This is a genomic window from Aquimarina algiphila, assembly GCF_007489275.1.
Taxonomy (GTDB): Bacteria; Bacteroidota; Bacteroidia; order Flavobacteriales; family Flavobacteriaceae; genus Aquimarina; species Aquimarina algiphila.
This window is the reverse complement of the sequence record NZ_VLNR01000150.1, coordinates 1-2,069: the sequence shown is the minus strand read 5'-3', so window position 1 is coordinate 2,069 and position 2,069 is coordinate 1. Positions and strand designations below refer to the sequence as shown.

General features: G+C 30.7%; 1 protein-coding gene. It reads left to right on the top strand.

Features of this window, described 5'->3' with window-relative positions; translation table 11 throughout:
- The first annotated feature begins 736 nt into the window (after positions 1-736).
- Entirely contained in the window at positions 737-1,330 is a 594-nt protein-coding gene (locus tag FOF46_RS30655; protein WP_143919221.1) for a collagen-like triple helix repeat-containing protein, read from the top strand.
- The last annotated feature ends 739 nt before the right edge of the window (positions 1,331-2,069 follow it).

The following is a 2,069-nucleotide window of genomic DNA, read 5'->3' as shown; positions in this document are numbered from 1 at the left end:
CTAATCCTTTTAAAACCTTGAGTATTTTATCGTAATTTGCTTGAAAGTTGTGCATATAAATTATAGTGTCGTAACTACAATTTACTGCCTTTTAGCAGTTTGCGCAACTTTTTCTAAATGCACAACGGGTTTTTTTATTTACTCTGTTAATTCCTTTCATAATAATTCTTTTTCCTATAAAATATTTTTGGCGGAAAAAGTTTGAAAAAAAATATGCCAATTTTCTAAATGTAAATCATGGAAAAAATTTCTTTTGTTATAACAATCGAAAGGATTCAAAAGATTATATAGAAGAAAATATAATTCCTGAGCTTACTAGCACAATTGAAATAGTATATCTAAAAGGAAAAGAAATTAAATCAGATTACAACATTGAGTTTATCTCGAAATCTCTATACAAATTAAAGACCTACAATAGATTTCCTCATTTAATGAAAATTAGGAACGGAAAGTTAATTGATAAGTCAATCAATAACCTATTTTACAACGTGCTAAATATGAGCAAATCGAAAACAGAATTATTGAATGAGATTCACTTCTTTTTTAAATATTGAAATAGATATGTCTCTATGTCGACATAATTTACTTGGAGTCTTTATAAATTAATATAGGACTCTAAAATGAAAATAACTTAAACCTGTATTATTCTTTTAGCATTAAATTGATGTGTCCATTTTGTACAAGACTTGATTTAGTTTTGTAACTAGATTTGCCGATTCATTTTAAATAAAAAATTATGAACGTAAAATCAAATTTAGTAACGTTAATAGTGATGGTTATAGTATCAGTTTCAATTTTTTCATGTTCAGACGGAGAAGATGGAGCGATTGGTCCTACTGGCGCAGATGGAGCGATTGGTCCTACTGGTGCAGATGGTGAACAGGGAGAACCAGGTACTGCAAATGTTATATATTCTGACTGGATAGCATCAGAAATTCCACAAACTATGCCTTCTTCTTCTGAAAATTTTCCAATAGCAGAAAATATAGAAGATGATATTATTGATTCCGCTGTTATTCTAGTGTATGGAAGAACTGCTAGTGGTGCGGTTTGGGCTCTACCTACAATTCTTGATTTTTTTCCTAATCAGGTTAATTATTCTTTTGCTGTAGGTAGTAATAAAGAGTTAACGGTAGTAGTCTCATTGGTTTCAGGGTCATTAGACCTACCTAATAACGCTTATCTTACAGATTATCGTTATGTACTTATTCCTGGTGGACAATTAATGGGAGGTGGTGCATCGGGAAGTAAATCTGCCAAAAATAAAAATGTAGATTACTCTAAAATGTCATACGAAGAAATTACAACTCAATTTAATATTCCAGAATAAAAGTTGTTTATCGTAAGTTAGAAAAATCACTTAATTTTTTCCTGCCCCTCAATAGTTACAGGTATATATGAGGGGCTTTTTCTTTTCAACTTATGAGAAAATTATATAATCCTTAAACTGTTATGTGTATTCATAACACAATCAAAAAATGGAAAATATAAAACATGACTAAATAATTGAAGCTTAAACTATATATGTATATAAGGTAATAACTCAAGAAGAAGGTTTAAAAGAATTGGTGGACAAATGATGCCACGCAAAACCAGAAGTAGGGAACGTCAATCATTTCAAATTTGGTGATGAATATTTCAATAAAATAAAAGTTGTAAAACTGAATTCACCAAATGAGGTTCATTGGGAGTGTGTAGATGGAGATAGAGAATGGATTGGGATTAATTATTTATCCTTTGAACTACAAGAAAAAGACGGAGGAACGTTTCTTAAGTTCTCCCATTTAAATTGAGCAGAAGAAAGTGAATTCTTTGGGTTTTGTAATCACCATTGGGGCAGGTTTTTGGATAGCCTTAAATCACTTTGTGAAACTGTTGTATATCAGACGAAAGTCAAATCACTTATAAAGATACATTTATTTATCGATTAGTAGACCGTTTGGAGATTCCTATGAAATTGACCCGGGTATTCCTGTTTAAATAGAGCATAGCAAAACAGTTCCCAAAAGCGTGTTTATTTCAGTGTTAAAATTACGATTTTTTTCTTTTTCTTCTCATCGACTCTCCTT

Bases quoted from the DNA above. Each gene is read 5' to 3' on its own strand.
- FOF46_RS30655 (WP_143919221.1), top strand. From the start codon at position 737: ATGAACGTAAAATCAAATTTAGTAACGTTAATAGTGATGGTTATAGTA.